The organism is Rhizobium sp. NZLR11, from assembly GCF_019685115.1.
In the GTDB taxonomy this organism is placed as follows: Bacteria; Pseudomonadota; Alphaproteobacteria; order Rhizobiales; family Rhizobiaceae; genus Rhizobium.
The window spans coordinates 96,483-121,474 of record NZ_JABDWD010000021.1 but is presented as its reverse complement, the minus strand read 5'-3'; the positions used below and the strand labels follow the sequence as shown (position 1 = coordinate 121,474).

Here is a 24,992-nt window from a genome sequence, read left to right as displayed (position 1 = left end):
CTGCGGCTTTCAAGATCATCACCGCAGACCCCAAGGTCGAAGGCATTCTCGTCAACATCTTCGGCGGCATCATGAAGTGCGATGTCATTGCCGAGGGCGTCATTGCCGCGGTCAAGGAAGTCGGCCTCAAGGTTCCGCTCGTCGTGCGCCTTGAAGGCACCAATGTCGAGCTCGGCAAGAAGATCCTGAACGAGTCGGGTCTCGCGATCACAGCGGCTGACGACTTGGACGATGCAGCCAAGAAGATCGTCGCGGCGATCAACGGCTGAGAGCGATCATGACCTTCCAGTCCACGCCATCTGCTGCTCATATCCGTCTCAATGCCTTTGCCGGCGTATGGGAAGGGGAGGAGCGCGTCGCAGGGTCGGCGTGGACGACTGAAGGTAAGGCCAGTGCTAAACTTTCCGGCGAGGCGCTGTTCGGCGGGTTCTTCCTCGAGCAGCGCTATCGCCAGTCGCGCGATGGGGCTGTTTCGTTCGAGGCCCGAAATGTTTTCGGCTTCGATGCTTCGGACCAGACCTACAAGCTCTACCAGTTCGACAGCGCGGGCTTCGCGCCACCGTCGCCAGCTTCCGGCGAATGGAACGGCAAGGAACTCGTGCTGATGAAGGCTTCGCCGCGCGGCAGACAGCGCACCGCATTCACATTTGAAAATGAAGACTGCTACCGGATGGGCGTCAGCTTTTCGCCTGCAGGCAGCGATACTTGGCAGGAGGTCGTCAGCGGCATCTATCGTCGCTCGTCCCCCACGTCTTCCAACCTCTCCTAGACAAAGGCCTCGCATGTCTATTCTCGTCAATAAAGACACCAAGATCCTCGTTCAGGGTCTGACCGGCAAGACCGGAACGTTCCACACCGAACAGGCGCTCGCCTATTACGGCACGCAGATGGTCGGCGGTATCCACCCGAAGAAGGGCGGCGAAACCTGGACCGGCGCAAAGGGCGAAAACCTGCCGATCTTCGCAACCGTTGCCGAGGGCAAGGAAAAGACCGGCGCCGACGCGTCCGTCATCTATGTTCCGCCGGCCGGTGCCGCCGACGCGATCATCGAGGCGATCGATGCCGAGATCCCGTTCATCACCTGCATTACCGAAGGCATCCCGGTCATGGACATGGTTCGCGTCAAGGCTCGCCTCGACCGCTCCAAGTCGCGCCTGCTCGGCCCGAACTGCCCAGGCATCATGACGCCGGAAGAATGCAAGATTGGCATCATGCCGGGCTCCATCTTCCGCAAGGGCTCGGTCGGTATCGTGTCCCGCTCGGGCACGCTGACCTATGAAGCCGTGTTTCAGACCTCCAACGAAGGCCTCGGCCAGACCACGGCCGTCGGCATCGGCGGCGACCCGGTCAAGGGCACCGAATTCATCGACGTCCTGGAAATGTTCCTGGCCGACCAAGCCACCCAGTCGATCATCATGATCGGCGAAATCGGCGGTTCGGCAGAGGAAGATGCTGCGCAGTTCCTCAAGGATGAAGCCAAGAAGGGCCGCAGCAAGCCCATGGCTGGCTTCATTGCCGGCCGCACGGCGCCGAAGGGCCGCACCATGGGCCATGCCGGCGCTGTGGTTTCCGGCGGCAAGGGCGATGCGGAATCGAAGATCGCGGCGATGGAATCGGCAGGCATCAAGGTGTCGCCGTCTCCGGCCCGCCTCGGCAAGACGCTGGTTGAAGTCCTCAAGGGCTAAACCAACTTATACCCGGGCGGAGGAGCGGCATCTGCGCCTTCCGCCCGGTCTTGACGGCACGAGACATGCAGATGCGCCGCAGACAGGCGGCAATCGGAATGCGGCAGCCGGCGAGCAAGCCGGCAAATTCATCAAAGTCAGGAGGCGGGCGGCAGCGTCCGCATATCACCATGGCACGGCAAGAAGCCAACGAGCAGTTTCAGATCACCTCGTTTCTGGATGGCGCCAACGCTGCCTATATCGAGCAGCTGCATGCGCGCTACGAAGAGGACCCCGCGTCGGTCGACGATCAGTGGCGGACCTTCTTCAAGGCGCTGGAGGAGGATCCCAGCGATGTGAAGAGGGCGGCCAAGGGGGCTTCCTGGCGAAGGAAGAACTGGCCGCTGGCGGCCGGCGGCGATCTGGTGTCGGCTCTCGACGGCGACTGGGGTATCGTCGAGAAGGTTATCGAGACCAAGGTCAAGGCCAAGGCCGAAGCCGAGGGCAAGCCTGCCGACAGCACCGACGTGCTGCAGGCGACGCGCGATTCCGTGCGCGCCATCATGATGATCCGCGCCTACCGCATGCGCGGCCACCTGCATGCCAAGCTCGACCCGCTCGGCATCGCCGCTCCCGTCGACGACTATCGCGAGCTGTCGCCGGAGAATTACGGCTTCACGGCCGCCGATTACGACCGCAGGATCTTCATCGACAACGTGCTCGGCTTGGAATACGCGACCATCCGCGAGATGATCGATATCCTCGAGCGCACCTATTGCTCGACGCTCGGCGTCGAATTCATGCATATCTCCAATCCGGAAGAGAAGGCCTGGATCCAGGAGCGTATCGAAGGGCCGGACAAGGGCGTCGCTTTCTCGCCTGAAGGCAAGAAGGCAATCCTCGCCAAGCTCGCCGAAGCCGAAGGCTACGAACAGTTCCTTGACGTCAAGTTCAAGGGCACCAAGCGTTTCGGCCTCGACGGCGGCGAATCGCTGATCCCGGCGCTCGAGCAGATCCTCAAGCGCGGTGGCCATCTCGGCCTCAAGGAAGCCGTGTTCGGCATGGCCCATCGCGGCCGGCTCAACGTGCTCTCGCAGGTCATGGGAAAGCCACACCGGGCGATCTTCCACGAGTTCAAGGGCGGCTCGGCCGCACCCGACGAAGTCGAAGGCTCGGGCGACGTCAAGTATCATCTCGGGGCCTCCTCAGACCGCGAATTCGACGGCAACAAGGTGCATGTCTCGCTGACAGCCAACCCGTCGCATCTTGAAATCGTCGATCCCGTCGTCATGGGCAAGGTCCGCGCCAAGCAGGACATGAATGCTACCGTCTGGGACGGCGACATCATTCCGCTTTCCGAGCGTGCCAAGGTTCTGCCGCTTCTGATCCATGGCGACGCAGCCTTCGCCGGCCAGGGCGTCATTGCCGAAATCCTCGGCCTTTCCGGCCTGCGCGGCCACCGCGTCGCCGGCACCATGCACGTCATCATCAACAACCAGATCGGCTTCACGACGAACCCCGCCTTCTCGCGTTCGTCGCCCTATCCGTCCGACGTCGCCAAGATGATCGAGGCGCCGATCTTCCACGTCAACGGCGACGATCCGGAAGCGGTGGTCTATGCGGCCAAGATCGCGACCGAATTCCGCATGAAGTTCCACAAGCCGGTCGTGCTCGACCTGTTCTGCTATCGCCGCTACGGCCACAATGAAGGCGACGAACCGTCCTTCACGCAGCCGAAGATGTACAAGGTGATCCGCGGCCACAAGACCGTGCTGCAGATCTATGCGGCGCGCCTGGTCGCCGAGGGCCTGCTCACCGAAGGTGAAGTCGAGAAGATGAAGGCCGACTGGCGCGCCCATCTCGAACAGGAGTTCGAGGCCGGCCAGCACTACAAGCCGAACAAGGCCGACTGGCTTGACGGCGAGTGGTCGGGCCTGCGCGCGGCCGACAATGCCGACGAGCAGCGCCGCGGAAAGACCGCCGTGCCGATGAAGACGCTGAAGGATATCGGCCGCAAGCTCTCGGAGATTCCGGCGGGCTTCACTGCACACCGCACGATCCAGCGCTTCATGGAAAACCGCGCCAATATGATCGCCACCGGCGAAGGTATCGACTGGGCGATGGCTGAAGCGCTCTCCTTCGGGGCACTCTGCGTCGAAGGCAGCAAGATCCGCTTGTCCGGCCAGGATTGCGAACGCGGCACCTTCTCGCAGCGCCACTCGGTTCTCTACGATCAGGAAACCGAGGAACGCTATATCCCGCTCGCCAATCTCTCGCCAACGCAGGGTCGCTACGAAGTCATCAATTCGATGCTTTCGGAAGAGGCCGTGCTCGGTTTCGAATATGGCTACTCGCTTGCCCGCCCGAATGCGTTGACGCTCTGGGAAGCGCAGTTCGGCGATTTTGCCAACGGTGCGCAGGTGGTCTTCGACCAGTTCATCTCGTCGGGCGAACGCAAATGGCTGCGCATGTCGGGCCTCGTCTGCCTCTTGCCGCATGGCTATGAGGGCCAAGGTCCGGAACACTCCTCGGCCCGCCTCGAGCGTTTCCTGCAGCTTTGCGCGGAGGATAACATGCAGGTCGCCAACGTCACGACGCCGGCGAACTACTTCCACATCCTGCGCCGGCAGCTGAAGCGCGACTTCCGCAAGCCGCTGGTCCTGATGACGCCGAAGTCGCTGCTGCGCCACAAGCGGGCAGTCTCGACGCTTGCCGAAATGGCCGGAGAATCCGCCTTCCATCGCCTGCTCTGGGACGATGCCGAAGTGATCAAGGACGGCCCGATCAAGCTGCAGAAGGACAACAAGATCCGCCGTGTCGTCATGTGCTCCGGCAAGGTCTATTACGATCTTCTCGAAGAGCGTGAAAAGCGCGGCATCGACGACATCTATCTCTTGCGTGTCGAACAGCTCTATCCGTTCCCGGCAAAGGCGCTGATCAACGAGCTGTCGCGCTTCCGCAATGCCGAGATGGTCTGGTGCCAGGAAGAGCCGAAGAACATGGGCGCATGGTCGTTCATCGACCCCTTCCTCGAATGGGTGCTTGCCCATATCGATGCAAAGTATCAGCGCGTCCGTTATACCGGCCGTCCGGCCGCCGCCTCGCCGGCGACGGGCCTGATGTCAAAGCATCTGTCGCAGCTCGCCGCATTCCTCGAGGATGCATTGGGCGGTTAACACAAGGGGGGCGCAGTGGCTTATTTCTTTCTGAGACTGCTGCCGCCGCGCCCCACTTTCCCGCATGACGGGACCGGAGAGGAAATGGCGGCGATGAAACGCCATGTCGAATACTGGCACCGGCACGCCCTTGCGGGATCGGCGATCGTCGTCGGTCCGGTGTTTGAGGGCGAAGGCGCCTTCGGCATGGCGATCGTCGAAGTCGAGGATCAAGCGGCGGCACAGGTTCTTGCCGACAGCGATCCGATCATCGCTTCCGGTTTCGGTTTCCGTTTTGATATCCTGCCGATGCCCTCGATCATCTTGCGGCCGCCCGCCGTCTGAAACGCATTAAACGAACACACACGAAATCAGGATCTGAACAATGGCCACAGAAATCCGCGTTCCAACTCTCGGTGAATCCGTCAGCGAGGCAACCGTCGGCACCTGGTTCAAGAAGGTCGGCGACGCCATCAAGGCCGACGAGCCGATTCTCGAGCTTGAAACCGACAAGGTGACCATCGAAGTTCCAGCGCCGACCTCCGGTACGCTTTCGGAAATCGTTGTCGCCGCCGGCGAGACCGTCGGCCTCGGCGCGCTGCTCGGCCAGATCGCCGAAGGTGCTGCTGCTGCCGCGCCCGCTGCTGCGGCACCGGCCGCCGCTCCTGTCCTGCCAGCCGCGGCTGCTCCTGCTCAGCCGGCGCCGGTTGCCGCTGCTGCCGCATCGTCGAGCGCTTCCGTCTCCACCATGCCGCCGGCACCGGCGGCTTCGAAGATGCTTGCTGAAAACAACATTTCGGCCGATCAGGTCGATGGCAGCGGCAAGCGCGGCCAGGTGGTGAAGGGCGATGTCATCGCTGCCGTCGCCAAGGGCATTTCGGCTCCGGCGGCAGCACCGGCTGCAACGCCTGCCGCCCCGCGCGGCCCGTCGACGGTCGAGGATGCCTCGCGCGAAGAGCGCGTGAAGATGACGCGCCTGCGCCAGACGATCGCCAAGCGCCTGAAGGATGCGCAGAACACCGCCGCGATGCTGACCACCTACAATGAGGTGGACATGAAGGCGGTCATGGACCTGCGCAACAAGTACAAGGATATTTTCGAGAAGAAGCATGGCGTCAAGCTCGGCTTCATGGGCTTCTTCACCAAGGCGGTGACGCATGCGCTGAAGGAATTGCCGGCGGTCAACGCCGAGATCGACGGCACCGACCTCATCTACAAGAACTATTGCCATGTCGGCATGGCCGTCGGCACCGACAAGGGCCTCGTCGTTCCCGTCATCCGTGACGCCGACCAGATGTCGATCGCCGAAATCGAGAAGGAACTCGGCCGTCTTGCCAAGGCAGCCCGTGACGGCTCGCTCTCCATGGCCGACATGCAGGGCGGCACCTTCACCATCACCAATGGCGGCGTCTACGGTTCGCTGATGTCCTCGCCGATCCTCAATGCGCCGCAGTCCGGCATTCTCGGCATGCACAAGATCCAGGAGCGTCCGGTGGCGATCGGCGGCCAGGTGGTTATCCGTCCGATGATGTATCTGGCGCTGTCCTACGATCACCGCATCGTCGACGGCAAGGAAGCGGTCACCTTCCTCGTGCGCGTCAAGGAAAGCCTGGAAGATCCGGAACGTCTGGTTCTCGATCTTTAAGGGAGCTTTCCATGCGAAACCGGATCATGCGAGCGGCGCGTCTTCTTCTCTGCGCTGCCGCCGCGCATGTCCCGGTTTCAGCAACGGCGGCCGGCTTAGATATCAGCAAGGCAAGCAGCAATTTCGAACTGGTGGCGCTCAGCGACGCCGAACTCTCCGGCCGGTCGATCGGCGTGATCCATATGGGCAATGTCGAGCTGACCTCGGGGCGCATCGTTGCGGCCGATCCGCTCGCTCAGCCCGATCGTCCGGCGCTGGCAAGAACGGTTGCGCAGGGCGAATATCCGGTGACACTCTACCAGGCCTTCGGACGCATCGCGGCCGCCAGCATGCGGTTTGCCGCGGGCAAGCCGGATCACTGGGAGCTTGCGGTCCTGCCCGGGCAGGATGTAGCGACACTGAAGGACGGCGAGATCTTCGGTTACCCCGTCGATGCCGGCCTCGGCTGTTACATGGATGCCGAGACGCTTGGTCTGATCGGAGAACGTGAAGCGCAGGTGCAGGCGCAAAAGCCTGACGCCGACATCAATTATTACGACGACGTGCTGGCATCCGACCTCGACGCCAACAAGGGCAGTTACGCGCTGCACCGGCCGGTCGCCGGCAAGAAGGGCAATGTCGCGATATTCTGGAGCGGTTGGGGCGACGGCTTCTATCCGGTTTTCTGGGGGCTCGATCGCGATGGCCGGGCGCTGGTGCTGCTGACGGATTTCAGCGTTGTCGAGAATGCCGACGGGCGGAAGGAGCCGAAGCTGCAATGAGCAGGAGGATTGGGATCACGGCGAAACGGAAAGGCATGGCTGCGATCGCAGCCGCCGCGTTTTTCGCCGTTCCGTTATCGACGCTCAGCGCCGCCTGCAAGCAGGAACAGGCCATTTACGTCGATCGCGACGGGGCATACGAGTTGCGCTTTGCCCCGCTGAATTCACAGTCGGCCGCGGCGAGCAACCAGTTCAAGGTCAGTGCTCTCAAGACGCCGGTGGTGATGGAAGGCTATGTCATGCCGTCGGAAGATCCGGTGCGCGCCATCGGCATCTTGATGTTCAATTGCCCCGAGGGTGACGCGACCGGTGCCGATCTTAATGCCTGCACCGTCTGGCAAGGCGCCGTCTATGGCATGGATGCCAAGGGCGAGATGGACAATCTGCAGCCGGAAGGTGCCGCGGCGGCCGAAAAGCTCGTGTTCCCCGGTCTCGGTCCCGCCATCCGCCAATCCAGCGCCTGGGGCGAGGGCAAGGCTACCTTGGCGCCCTGGGACGTGCTGACATTCAAGGAGTGCGCGATATGAGTAATGCACCGGTTGTTCTCGTGACCGGCGGAAGCCGGGGCATCGGCGCGGCCGTCTCGCGGCTCGCCGCGCGCCAGGGCTGGCGTGTTGCGGTGAATTACGCTTCCAACCGCAAAGCCGCCGATGCCGTCGTTGCAGCGATTGCCGAAGACGGCGGCGATGCCGTGGCGATTGCGGGCGATGTCGGCAAGGCTGCGGATATCGTCGCGATGTTTGCAGCGGTCGATCGGCATTTCGGCCGGCTCGACGGGCTCGTCAACAATGCCGGCGTCGTCGACTATCCGCAGCGCGTCGACGAGATGGCGGCAGAGCGGATCGAACGCATGATGCGCATCAATGTAACCGGCTCCATGCTCTGCGCCGCAGAGGCCGTGCGCCGCATGTCGAGCCGCTATAGTGGGCGGGGCGGCGCGATCGTCAACGTCTCGTCGATGGCGGCGATCCTCGGTTCGCCAACGCAATATGTCGATTATGCCGCCTCGAAAGGTGCGATCGACACGTTCACCATCGGGCTTTCGCGCGAGGTCGCCGCCGAGGGCATCCGCGTGAACGCTATCAGGCCCGGCGTCATCGAAACCGATCTCCATGCATCCGGCGGGCTGCCGGACCGGGCCCGTGAAATGGCGCCATCGATCCCGATGCAGCGCAGCGGCACGCCCGAGGAGGTGGCGGATGCGATCCTCTATCTTCTATCCCCTTCGGCTTCCTATATAACCGGCGCGATCCTTAACGTGAGCGGCGGCCGCTAAAAGACAGGGCGAAAACAGCATGCCTTACATCCTCGAATTCCTCGGCCTTATGGCCGTCTTCTCGATCTTCATCGTCGTGCCGGGGGCCGATTTCGCCGTCATTTTGCGCCAGAGCATCGTGCATGGGCGGCGCGCCGCCATCATGACCGGGCTCGGCATGGGCTTCTCGCTGCTCTTTCATATCAGCTACACGATCCTCGGCCTCGGCCTGATCGTCTCGAAATCGCTGATGCTGTTTGCGGTCATCAAATGGGCTGGTGTCGCCTATCTGGTCTATCTCGGCATCAAGTCGTTCCGCGACCCCGGCTTCAAGGTGCAGGAGATCGAGGTGACGGCCGAGGATCGCAAGCCGGTCTCGATGCTGAAATGCCTCGGCATGGGTTTCATCACCAATGCGCTGAACCCGAAGCCGGTGCTGTTCTTCCTGTCGCTGTTTTCGACGCTCGTGCATCACGACACGCCGGCGCTGATCCAGTTCTCGTACGGCATCGGCATGGCGACGGCGCTGATCGCTTGGTTTGCCGGCGTTTCCTATTTCTTCACGGTCAAGGCGATCCGTGACCGCTTCATTGCCAGCGGCAAATGGTTCAACCGCATCACCGGAGCGGCGCTCGTCGGCTTCGGCTTCCGCCTCGCGCTGTCGCGCGCGGCCGACTAAACGAAAAATCCAAAGGGAAAGAAGCAATGTCCTACGATGTGATCATTATCGGCACCGGCCCGGGCGGCTATGTCTGCGCCGTCAAAGCAGCCCAGCTCGGCCTCAAGGTCGCTGTCGTCGAAAAGCGCGCGACCTATGGCGGCACTTGCCTGAACGTCGGCTGCATTCCGTCGAAGGCCCTGCTGCATGCCTCCGAAATGTTCCATCAGGCCGGCCACGGCATGAGCGCTCTCGGGATCGACGTCCCGGCGCCGACGCTCAACCTCGGCAATATGATGGCCCACAAGGACGCCACGGTGAAGTCGAATGTCGACGGCGTCGCCTTCCTCTTCAAGAAAAACAAGATCGATGCCTTCCAGGGCAGCGGCAAGATCGTCTCGGCAGGCAAGGTTGCCGTCACCGCCGACGACGGCAAGGTGCAGGAGATCGAAGGCAAGAACATCGTCATTGCCACCGGCTCCGACATTGCCGGCATTCCCGGCGTGCAGGTCGAGATCGATGAGAAGACCATCATCTCGTCCACCGGCGGCATCGCGCTGGAAAAGGTGCCGGAAACTCTGATCGTCGTCGGCGGCGGCGTCATCGGGCTCGAACTCGGCTCGGTCTGGTCGCGGCTTGGCGCCAAGGTCACCGTCGTCGAATATCTCGACACCATTCTCGGCGGCATGGACGGCGAAGTCTCCAAACAGTTCCAGCGCATGCTCGCCAAGCAGGGCATCGATTTCCATCTCGGCGCCAAGGTGACCGGCGTCGAAAAGGGCGACAAGTGCGCCAAGATCACATTCGAGCCGGCCAAGGGCGGTGACAAGGTGACGCTCGACGCCGACGTCGTGCTAATCGCCACCGGCCGCAAGCCCTATACGGCGGGTCTCGGCCTGGAAGAGGCCGGTGTTACGCTTGACAATCGCGGCCGCGTCGAGATCGACGGTCACTTCAAGACCAATGTCGCCGGCATCTATGCGATCGGCGACGTGGTCAAGGGTCCGATGCTGGCGCACAAGGCGGAAGACGAGGGTGTGGCGCTCGCCGAAATTCTCGCCGGCCAGCATGGGCACGTCAATTACGAGGTGATTCCGAGCGTCGTCTACACGCAGCCGGAGATCGCTTCGGTCGGCAAGACCGAGGAAGAACTGAAGGCCGCGGGCATCGCCTACAAGGTCGGCAAGTTCCCGTTCACGGCCAATGGCCGCGCCCGCGCGATGCTGGCGACAGACGGTTTCGTCAAGATCCTTGCCGACAAGGAAACCGACCGGGTGCTCGGCGGCCATATCGTCGGCTTCGGCGCCGGCGAGATGATCCACGAGATCACCGTGCTGATGGAGTTCGGCGGCTCGTCGGAAGATCTCGGCCGTACCTGCCACGCGCATCCGACCATGTCGGAAGCGGTGAAGGAGGCCGCGCTCGCGACCTTCTTCAAGCCGATCCATATGTAATCCTACATATCGTAACAAAGCATACAGCCGCTTGCCGGAAGGCGGGCGGCTTTTTTAGACTAAACCTTCAGCGCTTTCGACGCGGTGCGCAAAGGCGGCATCGAACCGCCATTCCCTGCTTGCAGGTCGATGCCGCTTATTTTGACAACCCTATTCCCCTGCGCCCGACAAGATGGGCACGGCAGGTGGAGGGAGGTTCAGTCGAAAAAGCCTGCATCCTCTTCCCTGAGATATCTCCTGGCTCGTTCAGCGTCGATATCGACGCCCAGCCCCGGCGCTTCCAGTAGGTCCACCATGCTGTCCTTCACGATCTGCGGCGGCAAGCCGATGACAAGATCCTCCCACCAGGGGTCGGAAGCGGTCGGATATTCGAACGCGACGTAATTTGCCGGCAACGTGGCGCAGACATTGATCAACGCGCCGAGGCCCAGCAGGCCGTTAGCGGTGCCGTGCGGTGCCATCAGGATCGAATGCATGTAGGCATGCTCGGCGACCCATTTGAGCTCGGCAATGCCGCCAACGTCGGCTGGATCGGGGCCGATGACGCGTACCGCCTGCGTCTCGATCAGTTCTTTGAAATTGTGCCGCAGGTAGATCTGCTCACCAGTGTGGATTGGCGTCGAGGTGGAGGTTGTCAGTTCCCGGTAGGCCTGCGGATTGACCCACGGCACGTAGTCGCCGGTCAGCATGTCCTCGAGCCACATCAAATTGTACTTCTCGACCGCGCGAGCGAACTTAATTGCATCGGGCAGCATCCAGCCCGGGCCGCAGTCGAGCGCCAGGCTGACTTTGTCGCCTAGCACCTCCTTCATCGCGATCACGCAGTCGAGCATGTGATTGAAACCGCGCTCGCTGATCACGCCTTGATCCATGGCGCCGTGATAGCCGGCCTTGTTCTGCGTCACGCCGTAGTGGAAGCCCTCGATGGTGTCCTTCATGTTGGAGTGGAACGAGATTCCTTGCTTGACCATGAAGAAGTTCTGCGGCTGCTCCATCATCCATTTGACGTCAGCGGCGTAATCCTCCGGCCGGTCGCCGGTGCGCTTCTGGCGAACTGAGCCGTTGTAGACGCGCACCTTGTCCCGCACCTTGCCGCCGAGCAGTTTATAGGCGGGCACGCCCGCGGCCTTGCCAGCAATATCCCACAGCGCATGCTCGATAGCGCTCACCGCCGCGCCGTACGGCTTGAAAGAGCCGCGTTGGCGGATCTTCAGCATGACTCTCTCGACGTCGGTCGGATCCTCGCCGACCAGCGCCTCGTGGAAATGCAGCACAAAGGGCTTGAGGTAGGACTTGGTGAATTCGACTTCGCCCAAGCCATAGAGGCCCTCGTCCGTAACGATGCGCACGATCGGGTGTTTGCCAATAACGGCGCAGCGGAGATCAGTGATCTTCATCTTCGTTCCTTTTCGCCTCAGCTCCAGGTGCGATCCCAGGAATACTCATCGTCCCAGTGATCCGTAGGCTGCCAAATGCCGGTGACGCCCGGCTGCAGATGCTGCGAGATCACCTCGTCGACAACGTCGTCAATCCCCAGGCCGGGCTTGTCCGAAACAGTGATGAAGCCATTCTTCACCAGCGGCCCGGGAAGGCCCGTGACGATATCGTCCCACCAGTCGACATCGGCGGAATGGTATTCGAGCGCCATGAAATTTTCGGTCGCGGTCGCGACATGTGCCGCGGCCATTGCGGCGATTGGACTTTCTGCCATATGGATGGCCATGGCGACGCCCTGGTCCTGCGCCATATCACCAATCTTCTTGGTTTCGAGGATGCCTCCACTGGTGAGCAGGTCCGGGTGGATAACGGAGACGCCGCCGCTGTTGAGCAGAGGCTCGAAGCCCTCCTTGAGGTATATGTCCTCGCCAGTGCAGATCGGCACCGTGGTGGCGTCCTGCAGTTGTCGGTATTGCTCGGTATACTGCCATGGGATCACATCTTCGAGCCAGGCCGGCACGTATTTTTCAATTCGCCGGGCGAGGCGAATGCCGTTCTGCATCGAGATATGGCCGATATGATCGATGGCGAGCGGCACATCCATGCCGATGACCTCACGAACCTCGGCGATGTATTGCTCAAGCAGGTCGAGGCCCTTGTCGGAAAAGTGGAGGCCGGTAAACGGGTGCTGGACGTTATGCAAATCGTACGCAGCGTTGCGGACACGCCGCTCTTCAATGGTCTTCAGCGGCCCGCGACTGGGACCGTCGCGGTATCCTTCCAATGAGCCGGCAGGAAAGACGACGGCTCCGGGCACATCCGCGATCTGCATCAGTCCCAAATCCATCTTGAGGAAGGTGAAGCCGAGTTCCATGCGCTGCTTGAGGCGCTTGCCGGTCTCGGTGCCGCTCGGCACGGTGGCGTCGGTATCGCAGTAGACGCGCACTTTCTCCCGAAACCGGCCGCCGAGCATCTGGTAGATAGGGACACCATAGGCCTTGCCGGCAAGATCCCACAACGCGATTTCAACCGCGGATACGCCGCCGCCTTGCCGTCCGTGCCCGCCGAACTGCTTGATCCGGCGAAACAGGCGGTCGATGTCGCAAGGGTTCTCGCCAAGCAACCGGCTCTTCAGCATCAGCGCATAGGTGGCGCTGGCGCCGTCGCGCACCTCGCCAAGCCCGACGATGCCCTGGCTGGTGTAAATCTTAAGCAGCACTGAGGTGAACGGCGCGCCGACAATTTCGGCTACCCGCATGTCGGTGATGCGAAGATCGGACGGCTTGGAATGCGTGTTCACCCGATTGAGCGCCTCGTCGGCTCCATCTGCCTCTGGCATAATTTATCCTCGTTTTGGTCGGCTGGGCTCATCGCCGTGCACGCTGGGTTGCTAGTCCAGCTCTATCTCGTGGTTTTGAAGGTAGTCGCGGTTCATTTCGACGCCGAGACCGGGCTTGGGCGTAAGCTTGAGGCTACCGTTCGAAACATCGAGTGGTCTGTCGATGAGGTGATCGTATTTACCCAGGTTCCACTCCGACGTTTCGAGTTTGTAGAAGTTGGGAACGGTCATCATCACCTGCGCTCCCGCAACCACATTGATCGGCCCTGCGGCGTCATGCGGCGAGACCGGGATGTAGTAGGCTTCGCATAGGGCAGAAATCTTCTTGAGTTCGGTAATGCCGCCGGTCCATGTGACATCAGGCATGATGTAGTCAGCGAGCTTGTTTTCGAGCACCGGCACGAAATCCCACTTCGTGTGGCCGCGTTCGCCCCACGAGATAGCGGCGCTGACCTTCTCACGGACCTGTCTGAGAGCGTTGAGGCTCTCCGGTGGACAGGGCTCCTCGAACCAGTCGATCTGACCAGCTTCCTCGAGGCTTCGACAAAGGCGAATGGCGGTGGGAACGTCGAACCGGCCGTGCGCATCGATGAGGATGTCGACATCAGAGCCCGCCGTTTCGCGGATCAGAGCAGTGAGTTCGGCGGCTTCGCGCTCATCTTTGCGGGTCATGCTGCCATCGAGGTAGCCGTCCCGCTGTTCGCGAAACTGTCCATCGGCGGTGCGGCCTTGGTGGGGGAAAGGATCGAACTTGAGCGCCGTGTGGCCGGACTCGACAATGTCTCGAATTTCGCGGACCACAGCCTCGTTGCTGGTAAATTTGGCCTGGTTGGGATGGGTGTAGAGCGCAATTTCATCGCGTACCGGTCCACCCAACAGTTCGTAAACCGGCTTACCGAGGACTTTGCCTCGGATATCCCAGAGGGCTATGTCGATGGCGCTCACGCATTCGACTGCGGCACCCCGACTGCCCATGTAGGTGAAGCTGCGGAATATCTTGTGCCACAGATACTCAATACGCGCCGGGTCCTCGCCTGTCACAGCGGCACCGATCTGCCGCAGGATCGTGCAGAGGGCGCGATTAGCGAGCCTTGTCGTGGTGGTGATTTCTCCCCAGCCGCTCACCCCCTCGTCGGTCGTCACTTCGACGAACAGATACTCTCCCCAATAAGAAGCATCGGACTTGATCAGCCACGGCCGAACGCTGGTGATTTTCATCTCAACTGCCTTTATCTGAAGTGGTCGGGATAACGATATTCGAGGCCTCTATCCTGCCCGAGCGGCGTTTCGCGCACGCATGTGTTCGAGGATGTGCCGGCCGGAGCCCTCGACATGGCGTGCGATGAGTTCGCCTGCCTCGTTCGCATTTCCCGCTTTTACATGCGCGATGAGCTCGCGATGCTCGCTAAGGATCGCGGCACGCCGGGCGAGCGTGAAGTTGAAACGCCGGCTCACGGCTCGAAGCACTTCGCGATGCTTCCACCAAAGCTCGGCGGCATGGCGGTTGTAGTGCCTTTGGTACATTACGGTGTGAAAGGCGGTGTCCAGCTCGCTGTGCCTGAACGTGTCGGCGAAGTTGTTCTCTTCGATCAAGCCCTGGATGCGTTCGAGTTCAGCAATGTCCTCGACGGTGGCCATATTCACGAACCATCGCGTCAGTGCCGGCTCGATCAAGACTCCTATTTCGTAGATGTCCCGAACAAAATCCTGATCTATGGGCCGGACGCGCGCCCCGCGGTTGGGAACGAGGGTGACGAAGCCCTCCCCGCGCAATAGTTGCAGAGCCTCTCGCACCGGGTTGGTCGAGGTGCCGTGGCGCCGGGCGAGATCGGTGACGACAAGCCGTTCGTTGGCAGCGAGCCGCCCTTCAATAATGTCGTCCCTGATCAACTGATAAAGCGAGGCGCCCTCGCTGGAGGCCCCGATAGCGTCGATCCCCTCGGGTGGCTGCGCTTTAAAATCGCTTGTTTCGGCCAAAGCTGTCCCCATCAATACATATATTGCTTCGATATCACGCGACGATTATCTAAACAATGTACGATTTCTCCAGTTGACAGGCAATCTTCGATCTGAAAACGTATGATCTGTCCAAAGAGATACATTGGCTGAAAACGACCCGCAGCCAATGAGCAAAGACCGCTCGCCTCGATGCAGAGCGGCATGGGAGAACCTGGAGGATACCTATGTCGAGGATTTCATTCGGTGGTGCCGTCCTGCGCGGCACTGTTTCCACTGCTTTGATGATGTCGTTGATGTCCGCGTCGGCGCTCGGAGCGTCGGTCGACTTGAGCAAGTGGTCGCCGCAATATGTGCGTTCGATTGCTGGCACACAGGATTTTGACACGGCGGCCGATTGCGCCAAGGTCACTCCGCTCGACTATAAGGGGCGACTGACTTTCTGGTATCAGGGCGTGTTCGAGGGCGACCCCGACCTCCTGCGCCAGTATTACAAGGAGTTCTTCGAGACCTTCCGCAAAACCTATCCAAACATCGAGCTTGAGGAACAAGCCCTCACCTATAATGACCTGCTGGACAAGTTCCGGACCGCGCTCCTTGGCAATGCTGCGCCCATGGCGGTCCGCCTGCAAATCCTGGGCGGCACCGAGTTCGCCTCAAAGGGCTATTTGCAGCCGCTCAAACCCGAGGATGTAGGGTATTCGACCGAGGATTTCTGGCCGGGCGCAATGAAGGCTGTAACCTGGGAGGGGGTGACTTACGGCATTCCCACCAACAACGAGACGATGGCGTTCATCTGGAACGCCGACATCTTCAAGCGTGCAGGCCTCGATCCGGATAAGGCTCCGGCAACCTGGGACGACGTCGTCAAGGATTCCAAACAGATCCACGACAAGCTCGGCATTGCCGGTTACGGTCTCGTGGCTCGCAAGAATGCCGGCAATACGCCGTACCGTTTCATGCCGCAGCTATGGGCCTATGGTGGTGGCGTCTTCGACGAAGCTACCGCCAACCCGACCTATAAGGAGGTCGAACTCAACAGTCCGCAGAGCAAGGCGGCATTGCAAGCCTCCTACGATATGTATGTTCGCGACAAGTCGGTTCCGGTTTCGGCGCTCACCAACCAGCAGGCCGACAACCAGCCGCTCTTCCTCGCTGGCCAGCTCGGCATGATGATCTCGCACCCGTCCGACTACAACGTCATGCTCGACCTGCAGAAAAAGGCGACGGATACCGACAAGGACAAGGCGCAGACCGTAATCGACAACATGCGCTACGGCCTGATTCCGACTGGCCCCGACGGCAAGCGTGCCGTCGTGTTTGGCGGCTCCAACATTCACATCCTGAAGCCCGAATATGTCGAGGGCGGCAAGGTAGACGAGGCGGCTGCAAAGGCTATCATCTGCATGTGGACGAGCCCCGAATGGTCGCTGAAGATGGCCTATGCCGGCTCGAACCCGGGAAACCTTAACGGCTTCAAGACCAAATGGATGAAGGAACGTCTTGATAGTATCAAGTTCCTTGATGTCACGACCTCGATGCTTCCATACGGCATCCCGTTCCCGGCGCTGCCACAGTCCCCCGAGATCATGAACATCATCGTCCCGGACATGCTGCAGAATGCCCTGACCGGAGCCATGACCGTCGACCAAGCGGCTGATGACGCAGCCAAGAAGGTAAAAGACCTGATGGACGGCGGACTCTAGTCCAAGCCAGACGATCTGACCGGCTGCGCCTCGATTGCAGCCGGTTTGCTCCGAAGAATAAGGGCGCGGCACTGTGACGATCTTGACTGGCAAGGCCGAGGCTCGACGAAGACCGCAACTCGATAGGTCCGGCGTGCTGCGAAAGATTTGGCAGCATCGCGCTGACTACGCGTACGTGCTTCCTGCGATCGCCGTGATGCTCATCGTCATAGCCTACCCTATCTACTACACGATCGAACTGTCGTTCTTCAACACACCGCCTGGCCTGCAGCTGCGGGACAAGATTTTCATCGGCCTCGACAACTACATCTCCATCCTCACAAGTCCGGTGTTCTGGAAGGTCACCTCGAACACTCTTATCTGGACACTGGGATCCACTTTCATCTCATTTGTCCTGGGGTTTGCCAGCGCCCTGGCGCTCCATCGTGACTTTGTCGGCCGTGGCATCCTGCGCGCCGTCCTGATCATTCCCTGGGTCATCAGCGCGGTCGCCGCGTCCTATATCTGGAAGTGGATCTACCATTCGGACTTTGGGATCATTGGGGCGGTGCTGGTCGGCCTCGGATTGGCCGACCGGCCGCCGAATTTCATCGACAGCGTCAGCACGGTGCTGCCCTCGCTGATCGTCGTCAATATCTGGCGAGAGTTTCCCTTTGCCATGATCATGATGATGGCTGGCCTGCAGACGGTTCCCGACCAGTTGCTACGCGCCGCAAAAGTCGACGGAGCCAATGCATGGCAGCGGTTCTGGCACGTCACCTTCCCGCACTTGAGAAACGTCTCGACTGTGACGATCCTTCTGCTGGCAGTGGCCAACTTCAATTCTTTCATCATCCCCTGGATCATGACCGGCGGCGGGCCGTCGAATGCATCGCATATCTGGATCACCCATATTTATGAACTCGCCTTCGGCCGCCAGCGCTGGGGAGTGGCATCGGCCTATTCGGTGCTGCTGTTCCTGATCCTGATGTCGCTCGGCTACTTCTACGTCCGTGCGCTGAGCGGCAACGAGCAAAAGGACGGGAGTTGATGAGCACGATTGCCGAGACTGCTCATCGAGGCCGGGCGCGTCGCCGTATGCGCATCGATGGATGGCGGTGGGGCGGACGCATCTTCCTTGTGTTCATGCTGCTTTACACCGCATTACCGATGATCTGGATGCTGATCACCTCGATCAAGTCCGGCTTCGCGGCCATGCAATTCCCGCCGCAATGGTGGCCAGACCACCCCACCCTCGCCAGCTACCAAAAGCTGCTCGATCCGCAAAACAGCGTCGGCCAGGACTTCCTGCGCTTCTTTTGGAACAGCCTTTTCGTCTCCACCGCCACGACCATCCTTTCGGTGATCGTGGCAGTTCCTGCGGCCTACGCGTTTTCACGCTTCACCTTCCCGGGCCGGAACTTTCTGTTCTTCGCCGTCTTGCTTCGGAACATGTTCCCGGCAGTGATCTTTCTCGTGCCGCTCTTCATCCTGATGCGCGCGATCGGGCTGGTGAACACGCATGGGTCGCTCGTCCTCACCTACCTCACATTCGGCCTACCGCTGGCAATCTGGCTCCTCAAGGGCTTCTACGACAATATCCCGGTGCAACTCGAGCAGGCGGCGCGCATCGACGGGGCAACGCGGTTCCAGGCCTTTTTCCTGATCGTGATGCCGCTCTCGGCGCCAGGAATTATCGCCACGGCGATCTATTCCTTCATTGGCGCGTGGAACGAGTACATCTACGCCTACACCTTCCTCTCCAAGAACGATCAGTTGACGCTGCCGGTCGGCATTCAGCGCTTCTTCTCGGAAAATACAACGGACTTTCCGGGTCTGATGGCGGCCAGCTTCATGATGAGCGTGCCCGTCGTGGTCCTGTTCCTTGTCCTGCAACGATACTTCGTACGCGCCCTCACGGAAGGCGCAGTCAAGCACTAGGGGAGTTGCCGGTGGCCCACGTGGTCCTCAAAGATCTGGTCAAGACCTATGGCAGCTTCAAAGCTGTCAACAATGTTTCGCTGACGGTCAACGACGGCGAATTCGTTGCGCTCGTCGGCCCTTCAGGCTGCGGCAAGACCACCACACTCAATCTTGTGGCAGGGCTCATCCCCATCACATCCGGCGACATCGTCATCGGCGACCGGGTGGTCAACGACCTCGACCCCAAGGACCGGGACATCGCAATGGTGTTCCAGAACTACGCGCTCTATCCGCAGAAATCGGTCTACAAAAATCTGGCGTTCCCGTTGCAGATGCGCAAACTGCCAAGGGACGAGATCGACAAGAGGGTCAAGGAAGCAGCGCGCGTGCTCGATATGACGCAGCTGCTCGAGCGCAAGCCACGCGAACTTTCGGGCGGGCAACAGCAGCGCGTGGCGCTGGGCCGTGCCCTCGTTCGCGATCCAGCGGTATTCCTGATGGATGAACCACTCTCCAACCTCGACGCAAAGCTGCGCGTGCAGATGCGGTCGGAGATCAAGCGTTTCCACCAGGACCTCAAAGCAACGATCATCTACGTGACGCACGACCAGCTCGAAGCGGTCACGATGGCCGACAGGATGGCGGTGATGAATGGCGGCTACCTGCAGCAATACGATTCACCGGCGCAGGTCTTTGCCCATCCGGTGAACATGTTCGTCGCCAGCTTCGTCGGCAGCCCGGCGATGAGCCTTGTTCCGCTGGAAGCATCAACGGCAAGCGGCAACACCGTGTTGACCAGCGCGGAGGGCTGGTGCCTCGAACTCTCGCCAAACAACGCCCAGAAGGTCGCCAGGGCAACCACCAAGAAAGTCGTCCTCGGCGCACGTCACTCGACGATCAAGCTGCACAAGAGTGCGATGCCTGGAAGCATCCCGGCAAAGGCCTACACGGTGGAGCCGACCGGGGACGTCACCTTCGTACAGGCGTTGCTGTCCGGCGCCATCGTCAATGTCAGCGTGCCGCCGACCATTGCCGTCGCGCCCGACGAACAGATTTGGCTCGAGTTCGATCAAGAGCGGATGCATTTGTTCGACGGCGAAACAGAAATGGCCCTCAAGGCCAACTGAGACCAAGCCGATGTGTGTGAAACGAGGGCGTTGATGACTACGAAGCTTAAAATCACGGCGATCAAGCCCTATCCAGTATGGGTAGGAACGCGCAACCAGATGCTGGTCAAGGTCGAGACCGACAACGGCATCTTCGGCTGGGGCGAGAGCGGCTTGAGCGGTCGCGAGAAGGCCGTGGCCGGCGCGATCGAGCACTATCGCGAGTTTCTCATCGGCCGCGACCCGATGCAGATTGGTCGGATCTGGCAAGAAGTTTATCGCAGCCAATACTTCGAAGGAGGGCGCGTTCTGCAGGCGGCGATTTCAGCCATCGACATTGCCCTTCACGACATCAAGGGCAAGGCGCTGGGGGTGCCGGCCTACGAATTGCTGGGCGGTAAACAGCGCGACCGCATTCCGACCTTCGCCTCGACCGGTGACGAGGCCGAGGGCGATGTTGCCATCGAGCGAGCCCGCGAACTACGCGCACAAGGGTGGCAGGCGATCCGCTTCTTCCCCATCGGGCAAAACAGCAAGGACGTCTTTGAGCCGCGGGAGTCGATCGGCGCTACCGCAGCTATGCTAAACAAGGCGCGCCAGGCACTGGGCGACGAGGTCGTCCTCGGCATCGATTACCATCATCGGCTGTCGGTGGCAGAAGCGGCGAGCTTCTGTAACAAGCTCGGCCGTGGCGTGCTTGATTTCCTTGAGGAGCCGATACGAGACGAGACACCCGAGGCCTACGAATCCCTGCGCACGATGACCGACATCCCGTTCGCCATCGGCGAGGAATTTGCCAGCAAGTGGCAATTCCTGCCCTACATCGAGCGTGGCATACATCAATTCAACCGGCTCGATGTTTGCAATGTTGGCGGGCTCACCGAAGCGATGAAGGTCGCTGGTTGGAGCGAGGCGCACTATGTGGACCTGATGCCGCACAATCCCCTCGGCCCCGTCTGCACGGCCGCGACCATCCATCTCGCCGCCGCGGTACCGAATTTCGCTTGGCTCGAGACCAGGGCGCCCGAAGCGAAGCTGGGCTTCGATAATTCCGACTTCTTCCCCGTGCAACCACGGCTCGACGGTCCCGACTATCCGGTCAACGATCTGCCGGGGCTCGGCGTCGAGGTCAACGAAGAGGCGGTCAAGGCGGAGAGCTTTCGTTTCTGGGAAGCGCCTCACCTGAAGCGCCGCGACGGTTCTGTCACCAACTGGTAGTTTCATCCACCGGAGCACAAAATGACACATACGCCCGACATTACGCGACCGCCCAAAGAGTTGATCGACGCACTGAAAGAAATCGGCGCCGCGACCGTTGCCGGCACGCTTGGCCACATGGGCTTCCGCAATCCGCACATGGTCGGTCCCGTGGCGCAGAATCACGGGAAGTCGATCGTCGGGCCCGCCCTGACGCTTCAATTCCTGCCGCAGCGGCCGGACCTTTTTAACGAGGGAGAGTATGCAGGTCCGGAGACGCAGTTGCACCGCCATGTGCTTTATCACGTGCAGGAGGGCGATGTGGTCGTCGTCGATGCGCGCGGCGACATGAGTTCTGGCGTCTTCGGCGATATGATGTCGACCTATTTCAAAGGCAGAGGCGGCGCTGGCATCGTGATCGATGGCTGCATGCGCGATCGGCCCAATGTCGAGAAGCTGGATCTGCCTTTATGGCTGCGCGGCTGGACACCCAACTATCATGTGCAGACCGGCATCTATCCCAACGCCGTCAACGTCCCGATTGCCTGCGGCGGTGTCACGGTAATCCCCGGAGACATCATCGTCGCCGACGATGACGGTGTGGTGATGCTTCCGGTCGCAATGGCCTCGAAGGTCATCGAAGAATCGCAAAAGCATCACGATTGGGAGGAGTTCTCGCGAGTGAAGCTTATGGAAGGCGGGTCGTTGCAGCGCTACTATCCGCTGCATGACGATGCCCGCGGAGAGTACGAAGAGTGGCGCAAGACAAACCGCTTGGGAACAACCTAGCCAATGGATTACCCTATAACAGGATGATTTTAGGCCCGGTTGGCCTGGAATCATCCTGTTCTAAATTAAAGAGTTAGAGCATGACGTTGTCCGAAAACCGCGCACACTTTTCGGCATCATGCTCTAGTCTGGTTGTTGAGAATCGCTGAGATCAACATCTGACGAAGGTCGAGAAAATGCAGCAGCCGTCCATCATGGCTTACAGTCTCAGCCAGCGCTTCCTTCATTGGACGGTGGCGCTGCTGATCTTCTTCAATCTGCTGTTTCCCGACGGCATGAATGTCTGGCATCGGCTGATGCGCAGGGGGCAGGTGCCGACGCCGGAGCAGGTTTCGTCGGCGAATATCCATGCTTATGTCGGCATCGCCATCCTGCTGCTTGCGATCGTCCGGCTCGGGCTGCGTGTTACCAAAGGCGTGCCGGCCGAGGCCGCCAAGGAACCGGCGATCTTCCGTCTTGCCGCGCGGCTTGCCCATGCCGGTCTCTATATCCTGATCTTCGCCATGCCGCTTACGGGCATCGCCGCCTACTATTTCGGCATCAATCCCGCCGGTTCGCTCCACGCGGATATCCTGAAGATCATTCTCTGGGCGCTGATCGCGGCGCATGTCGCCGGCGCGCTCGTCCATCATTTCTATTGGAAAACCAATGTGCTGCGCCGCATGACGTTCGGCTGATTGCTGGTTCAGTTCACCGCACTGACCGTGAAGCCCTGCCGGCGCAGCAGTTCGATGACGCCGGCCTTGCCGGGCAGGTGCAGGGCGCCGACCGCCATGAAGACGTTGCCGCCGTCGAGGATCGGGGCGGCGCGCTCGGCCATCACCTTGTTGCGGTCGAGGATGACGCGCTGTTCGAAGGCGGCATAGTCGTCATCTTCGCCTTCCTTCTTCGGCGTCACGGTCTTCAGCATCGGCATGGTCATGCCGATCTCGCCGGAGAGATAGAGGTCGGTCATTGTTTCCACGACATCGCTCATCTTGTCGCCGAGCTCCAGCGTCTCGATCAGCGACTTCAGATGGAATTCGACCGGCAGGTCGGCCATGGCCTGGATCTGTTCGGCAAGGGTTTCCAGCCCCTTCACCTGCTTGCCTTCGGCAACCGCGTCGGTGGCAATCTTCTGGTCGAGGAACTGCACGCCTTTCGCCTTGCGGGCGATCTCGCAGGCCGGCAGGGCAACGGCGCTCGAAATCATCCAAGGCCGCATGCGGGAAACGGCACTGAGCGGAATCCCGCGCTGCTTCAAACCGGCTTCGAGGCGCTTGTAGTCCTCGGGGGAGAGCAGCTTGTCGATCGTCGTGCCGTCGGTGAACATCGTCAGCTCCGGCCTTGCGAGCAGGGCGGCGGTCGCCTTCCTTTCGTCGAGGATCTCGTCGGATTCGATGATGATCGTGTCGGCGGCGTCGTGGGCTGCCTGGGCGCGCGGCGGCAGGACCAGAACACGCGGATCGGTGACGTGCATGCTGCCGAGCAGCCATGACGGCGCAAGCCCCGGCTTCTCGATCTTCCAGAAGATGCCCTTGCCGTTCGGGGTTGCGTCGGCTTCCTTCAGCGCCTCGGCATAGCGGGCGGGGTCGTTCTGCTGCAGCTCGACCATCAGATTGCGGCCGGTGCAGGCCGCCTCTTCGGCCGCAGCCGGTCGCGCAGCCAGAAAGGCCACAAACAGGGCCGCAAGAAGCAGCATGTGAAAGGCGGCAATCAGCCAGAGCAGCAGATTGCCGGGTGCTGCGAGAAAAGTCCGGCGGCCGATCGATGTCGTCATGATGATGTTCCGGTCACATGCCTTGTGGTTTCATGCTCTACGCCCGGCTTGCGCATATTCCTTTAAGAGAATGCGTTAACGAAAGCTTAGAGTCGTTCTTGCTCCGGCAGAATTTTCAATCTGACCAGAAAAGGTTCTAAGCGCGCGGGTGCGCCCGATCATACACCTCGAGCAGCCGCGACGCATCGACGCCGGTATAGACCTGCGTTGTGGAAAGGCTGGCGTGGCCGAGCAGTTCCTGGATGGTGCGCAGATCGCCGCCGCCAGCAAGCAGGTGGGTGGCGAAGGAATGGCGCAACGCATGGGGTGTCGCGGTCTCCGGCAGGCCGAAGGCACTGCGCATCTTCTGCATGGCGCGCTGGATGATCGCCGGCTGCAGCTTGCCGCCGCGGGCGCCGCGAAAAAGGGGCTCGCCGGGTTCGAGGTGATAGGGGCAGAGCGTGCGGTATTTCTCGACGGCGTCGAAAACCACCGACAGCAGCGGCACCAGCCGCGTCTTGTTGCCCTTGCCGGTGATGCGCAGCGCTGTGGCGCCCTTTTGCAGGTCGGAGGGAACGAGACCCAGCGCTTCGGAGATGCGTAGGCCGCAGCCGTAGAGCAGCGTCATGACAGCCGCATCGCGCGCGGCGATCCAGGGTTCGTCATGGAGCTGGGCTTCATTGCTGACGACGGTGATCGCCTGCGTGTCCGACAGCGGCTTGGGCAGCGATTTCGGCTGTTTCGGCGAGCGTATCGCGCCCGCGCCGGCGGCATTGACCAGACCCTTCTTTTCCAAGTGGCGCAGCAGCGAACGAAGGCCGGCAAGATTGCGGCCGAGCGAGCGGGCCCCGGAGCCCTGCTTGCGCCTGGCTGCGAGAAAGGCGCGGAAATCGGCGGGGCGCAATTCCCTTATATCGCCAAGCGTCGCCGGGCCGGCGAGGTGGCCGGTCAGGAAGGTTAGGAACTGGCGGGTGTCGCGCTCATAGGCATCGAGCGTGTGCTCGGAAAGACGGCGCTCGCTGGCGAGGTTTTCGAGCCACGCGGCCCGTTCCGCCATCAGGCGCGAATCGGCGATAACAAGCAGTTCATTCACATCGCTGGCCTTGAATTTGCCTTCAAGTCCGCCAATTTGGAGCAGGAACGGTTATGGAATTGCTAATGCCGGCCAAACCCTTGTCATCCCTAGATCATATTTTACTGCGATAGCTTTATACCCATAGACAGGATCTT

23 protein-coding genes and 1 pseudogene are annotated in these 24,992 nt (G+C 60.9%); 18 read left to right on the top strand and 6 right to left on the bottom strand.

The genetic code is table 11. From position 1 onward, the window contains the following. The 11 genes and pseudogenes from sucC to lpdA all read left to right on the top strand — a co-directional run. Positions 1 to 269, top strand: a pseudogene (gene sucC / locus HJB83_RS28030) (succinate--CoA ligase subunit beta); the annotation flags it as partial. Positions 270 to 277: 8 nt separating this feature from the next. Further along, on the top strand, positions 278 to 769 hold the full coding sequence (locus HJB83_RS28025) for a DUF1579 family protein (RefSeq protein WP_207582098.1): 492 nt from the start codon (positions 278 to 280) through the stop codon (positions 767 to 769). Between the two features lie 13 nt (positions 770 to 782). After that, positions 783 to 1,685 (top strand): succinate--CoA ligase subunit alpha, encoded by a 903-nt coding sequence (gene sucD / locus HJB83_RS28020; protein ID WP_207582097.1) that lies wholly within the window; start codon positions 783 to 785, stop codon positions 1,683 to 1,685. Positions 1,686 to 1,855: 170 nt separating this feature from the next. Continuing rightward, entirely contained in the window at positions 1,856 to 4,840 is a 2,985-nt protein-coding gene (locus HJB83_RS28015) for a 2-oxoglutarate dehydrogenase E1 component (protein WP_207582096.1), read from the top strand. A gap of 15 nt (positions 4,841 to 4,855) precedes the next feature. Continuing rightward, positions 4,856 to 5,164, top strand: a complete 309-nt coding sequence (locus HJB83_RS28010; protein WP_221115493.1) for a YciI family protein — start codon at positions 4,856 to 4,858, stop codon at positions 5,162 to 5,164. Between the two features lie 40 nt (positions 5,165 to 5,204). Continuing rightward, a complete protein-coding gene (gene odhB, locus HJB83_RS28005) occupies positions 5,205 to 6,464 on the top strand; it encodes a 2-oxoglutarate dehydrogenase complex dihydrolipoyllysine-residue succinyltransferase (RefSeq protein WP_221115494.1) in 1,260 nt (419 codons plus the stop codon). A gap of 11 nt (positions 6,465 to 6,475) precedes the next feature. Beyond that, complete coding sequence (locus HJB83_RS28000) at positions 6,476 to 7,225, top strand: DUF4241 domain-containing protein (protein ID WP_221115495.1); 750 nt, start codon at positions 6,476 to 6,478, stop codon at positions 7,223 to 7,225. Next, positions 7,222 to 7,752, top strand: a complete 531-nt coding sequence (locus tag HJB83_RS27995) for a hypothetical protein (protein WP_221115496.1) — start codon at positions 7,222 to 7,224, stop codon at positions 7,750 to 7,752. The genes HJB83_RS28000 and HJB83_RS27995 overlap by 4 nt, the downstream gene beginning before the upstream one ends. After that, complete coding sequence (locus tag HJB83_RS27990) at positions 7,749 to 8,501, top strand: SDR family oxidoreductase (RefSeq protein ID WP_221115497.1); 753 nt, start codon at positions 7,749 to 7,751, stop codon at positions 8,499 to 8,501. The genes HJB83_RS27995 and HJB83_RS27990 overlap by 4 nt, the downstream gene beginning before the upstream one ends. 19 nt (positions 8,502 to 8,520) lie before the next feature. Continuing rightward, complete coding sequence (locus HJB83_RS27985) at positions 8,521 to 9,159, top strand: LysE family translocator (protein ID WP_221115498.1); 639 nt, start codon at positions 8,521 to 8,523, stop codon at positions 9,157 to 9,159. Between the two features lie 26 nt (positions 9,160 to 9,185). Next, entirely contained in the window at positions 9,186 to 10,592 is a 1,407-nt protein-coding gene (gene lpdA / locus HJB83_RS27980) for a dihydrolipoyl dehydrogenase (protein WP_221115499.1), read from the top strand. 197 nt (positions 10,593 to 10,789) lie between these two features. Here the strand turns inward: lpdA and HJB83_RS27975 are convergent, their stop codons facing one another. The 4 genes from HJB83_RS27975 to HJB83_RS27960 are packed head-to-tail and all read right to left on the bottom strand — an operon-like array spanning position 10,790 to position 15,345. Next, positions 10,790 to 11,989, bottom strand: coding sequence for a mandelate racemase/muconate lactonizing enzyme family protein (locus HJB83_RS27975; protein WP_221115500.1), 1,200 nt, complete (start codon positions 11,987 to 11,989; stop codon positions 10,790 to 10,792). Between the two features lie 17 nt (positions 11,990 to 12,006). Beyond that, positions 12,007 to 13,368: a mandelate racemase/muconate lactonizing enzyme family protein gene (locus tag HJB83_RS27970; protein WP_221115501.1), complete on the bottom strand. Its 1,362-nt coding sequence runs from the start codon at positions 13,366 to 13,368 to the stop codon at positions 12,007 to 12,009. 51 nt (positions 13,369 to 13,419) lie between these two features. Continuing rightward, on the bottom strand, positions 13,420 to 14,586 hold the full coding sequence (locus HJB83_RS27965; protein ID WP_221131676.1) for a mandelate racemase/muconate lactonizing enzyme family protein: 1,167 nt from the start codon (positions 14,584 to 14,586) through the stop codon (positions 13,420 to 13,422). 48 nt (positions 14,587 to 14,634) lie between these two features. Beyond that, positions 14,635 to 15,345: a GntR family transcriptional regulator gene (locus HJB83_RS27960; RefSeq protein WP_207582085.1), complete on the bottom strand. Its 711-nt coding sequence runs from the start codon at positions 15,343 to 15,345 to the stop codon at positions 14,635 to 14,637. Between the two features lie 206 nt (positions 15,346 to 15,551). Here HJB83_RS27960 and HJB83_RS27955 point away from each other — a divergent pair, with 206 nt between their 5' ends. From HJB83_RS27955 to HJB83_RS27925, 7 genes are all read left to right on the top strand, one after another. Continuing rightward, positions 15,552 to 17,030 (top strand): sugar ABC transporter substrate-binding protein, encoded by a 1,479-nt coding sequence (locus HJB83_RS27955; protein ID WP_207582084.1) that lies wholly within the window; start codon positions 15,552 to 15,554, stop codon positions 17,028 to 17,030. A 73-nt stretch (positions 17,031 to 17,103) separates the two neighbouring features. Next, positions 17,104 to 18,060, top strand: coding sequence for a carbohydrate ABC transporter permease (locus HJB83_RS27950; RefSeq protein WP_207582083.1), 957 nt, complete (start codon positions 17,104 to 17,106; stop codon positions 18,058 to 18,060). Further along, positions 18,060 to 18,950, top strand: a complete 891-nt coding sequence (locus tag HJB83_RS27945; protein ID WP_207582082.1) for a carbohydrate ABC transporter permease — start codon at positions 18,060 to 18,062, stop codon at positions 18,948 to 18,950. Before HJB83_RS27950 ends, HJB83_RS27945 begins: the two co-directional genes overlap by 1 nt. An 11-nt stretch (positions 18,951 to 18,961) precedes the next feature. Next, the gene (locus HJB83_RS27940; RefSeq protein ID WP_207582081.1) at positions 18,962 to 20,059 is read left to right on the top strand and encodes an ABC transporter ATP-binding protein; all 1,098 of its coding nucleotides are present in this window, start codon (positions 18,962 to 18,964) and stop codon (positions 20,057 to 20,059) included. Between the two features lie 33 nt (positions 20,060 to 20,092). Beyond that, positions 20,093 to 21,256, top strand: coding sequence for a mandelate racemase/muconate lactonizing enzyme family protein (locus HJB83_RS27935; RefSeq protein ID WP_207582080.1), 1,164 nt, complete (start codon positions 20,093 to 20,095; stop codon positions 21,254 to 21,256). Positions 21,257 to 21,277: 21 nt separating this feature from the next. After that, the gene (locus HJB83_RS27930; protein WP_221115502.1) at positions 21,278 to 22,024 is read left to right on the top strand and encodes a ribonuclease activity regulator RraA; all 747 of its coding nucleotides are present in this window, start codon (positions 21,278 to 21,280) and stop codon (positions 22,022 to 22,024) included. Positions 22,025 to 22,200: 176 nt separating this feature from the next. Beyond that, complete coding sequence (locus HJB83_RS27925) at positions 22,201 to 22,701, top strand: cytochrome b (RefSeq protein WP_207582078.1); 501 nt, start codon at positions 22,201 to 22,203, stop codon at positions 22,699 to 22,701. A gap of 8 nt (positions 22,702 to 22,709) precedes the next feature. On the opposite strand, the gene HJB83_RS27920 is transcribed toward HJB83_RS27925, so the two are convergent. Both HJB83_RS27920 and HJB83_RS27915 read right to left on the bottom strand, forming a co-directional pair. Beyond that, positions 22,710 to 23,783, bottom strand: a complete 1,074-nt coding sequence (locus tag HJB83_RS27920) for a TraB/GumN family protein (RefSeq protein WP_221131677.1) — start codon at positions 23,781 to 23,783, stop codon at positions 22,710 to 22,712. 136 nt (positions 23,784 to 23,919) lie between these two features. Continuing rightward, positions 23,920 to 24,855, bottom strand: coding sequence for a tyrosine recombinase XerC (locus HJB83_RS27915; RefSeq protein WP_221131678.1), 936 nt, complete (start codon positions 24,853 to 24,855; stop codon positions 23,920 to 23,922). Positions 24,856 to 24,992 lie beyond the last annotated feature (137 nt).

Coding starts and splice junctions, on each gene's coding strand:
- HJB83_RS28025 (WP_207582098.1), top strand. CDS start 278: ATGACCTTCCAGTCCACGCCATCTGCTGCTCATATCCGTCTCAATGCC.
- sucD (WP_207582097.1), top strand. CDS start 783: ATGTCTATTCTCGTCAATAAAGACACCAAGATCCTCGTTCAGGGTCTG.
- HJB83_RS28015 (WP_207582096.1), top strand. CDS start 1,856: ATGGCACGGCAAGAAGCCAACGAGCAGTTTCAGATCACCTCGTTTCTG.
- odhB (WP_221115494.1), top strand. CDS start 5,205: ATGGCCACAGAAATCCGCGTTCCAACTCTCGGTGAATCCGTCAGCGAG.
- HJB83_RS28000 (WP_221115495.1), top strand. CDS start 6,476: ATGCGAAACCGGATCATGCGAGCGGCGCGTCTTCTTCTCTGCGCTGCC.
- HJB83_RS27995 (WP_221115496.1), top strand. CDS start 7,222: ATGAGCAGGAGGATTGGGATCACGGCGAAACGGAAAGGCATGGCTGCG.
- HJB83_RS27990 (WP_221115497.1), top strand. CDS start 7,749: ATGAGTAATGCACCGGTTGTTCTCGTGACCGGCGGAAGCCGGGGCATC.
- HJB83_RS27985 (WP_221115498.1), top strand. CDS start 8,521: ATGCCTTACATCCTCGAATTCCTCGGCCTTATGGCCGTCTTCTCGATC.
- lpdA (WP_221115499.1), top strand. CDS start 9,186: ATGTCCTACGATGTGATCATTATCGGCACCGGCCCGGGCGGCTATGTC.
- HJB83_RS27975 (WP_221115500.1), bottom strand. CDS start 11,989: ATGAAGATCACTGATCTCCGCTGCGCCGTTATTGGCAAACACCCGATC.
- HJB83_RS27970 (WP_221115501.1), bottom strand. CDS start 13,368: ATGCCAGAGGCAGATGGAGCCGACGAGGCGCTCAATCGGGTGAACACG.
- HJB83_RS27965 (WP_221131676.1), bottom strand. CDS start 14,586: ATGAAAATCACCAGCGTTCGGCCGTGGCTGATCAAGTCCGATGCTTCT.
- HJB83_RS27955 (WP_207582084.1), top strand. CDS start 15,552: ATGTCGAGGATTTCATTCGGTGGTGCCGTCCTGCGCGGCACTGTTTCC.
- HJB83_RS27945 (WP_207582082.1), top strand. CDS start 18,060: ATGAGCACGATTGCCGAGACTGCTCATCGAGGCCGGGCGCGTCGCCGT.
- HJB83_RS27935 (WP_207582080.1), top strand. CDS start 20,093: ATGACTACGAAGCTTAAAATCACGGCGATCAAGCCCTATCCAGTATGG.
- HJB83_RS27930 (WP_221115502.1), top strand. CDS start 21,278: ATGACACATACGCCCGACATTACGCGACCGCCCAAAGAGTTGATCGAC.
- HJB83_RS27925 (WP_207582078.1), top strand. CDS start 22,201: ATGCAGCAGCCGTCCATCATGGCTTACAGTCTCAGCCAGCGCTTCCTT.
- HJB83_RS27920 (WP_221131677.1), bottom strand. CDS start 23,783: ATGACGACATCGATCGGCCGCCGGACTTTTCTCGCAGCACCCGGCAAT.